This window comes from Vibrio sp. 1641, assembly GCF_033339995.1.
Classification (GTDB): domain Bacteria; phylum Pseudomonadota; class Gammaproteobacteria; order Enterobacterales; family Vibrionaceae; genus Vibrio; species Vibrio alginolyticus.
The window spans coordinates 1-569 of the sequence record NZ_JAWOVP010000390.1 but is presented as its reverse complement, the minus strand read 5'-3'; the positions used below and the strand labels follow the sequence as shown (position 1 = coordinate 569).

General features: G+C 48.7%; 1 pseudogene. It reads right to left on the bottom strand.

Annotated features, from left to right (window positions below):
* Nucleotides 1-569 (bottom strand): annotated as a pseudogene (locus R7Z47_RS26145) (protein kinase domain-containing protein); the annotation flags it as partial.

Genomic DNA, 569 nt, shown 5'->3' with positions numbered 1-569 from the left:
TGCTCGTCCAATAAATAGCCGTAAATGCTCGCCGCGCCAAAGTCACCGAAGATCATCTCCCCTTGCTCGTTCACCAACGTATTGTGCGCATACAAATCACCATGACACACCTTGTTGTCGTGTAGGTGATTAAATACGTCCACCATCTGCTCAACAATAGAGTTCACTTGCTCGACTGTCAGCGTAAACCCTTGTGGGAACGTATCCCGGGTGCAGGTTTCCAACGTTGGCGGTAAACCCAAGTTGTAGTAACTGTTTGGAATCAGCTCCATCACCAACGCAAGCTCTTTACCGTCATCCACTTACGCGATGGATTTCACTAAGTTGTTGTGATGTCCAGCTTGCAAACACGCTTCAAGTTCATCATGAGGGTAACCATCACTGGTGACCTCGCCCTTGAACACTTTTACCGCAACTTCACTCGGGAAGTTGTATTGAGCGTCAGTCCAGTTAGCGTGAGAAATCACGCCACTTGCCCCTTGGCCGAGAACATGGTTAAGCGAGTAACTGTTTGTGGTCACTTTCGGCACACTGTCTAGCGAAGATGGGTGTTTGCAGAATGGATTACC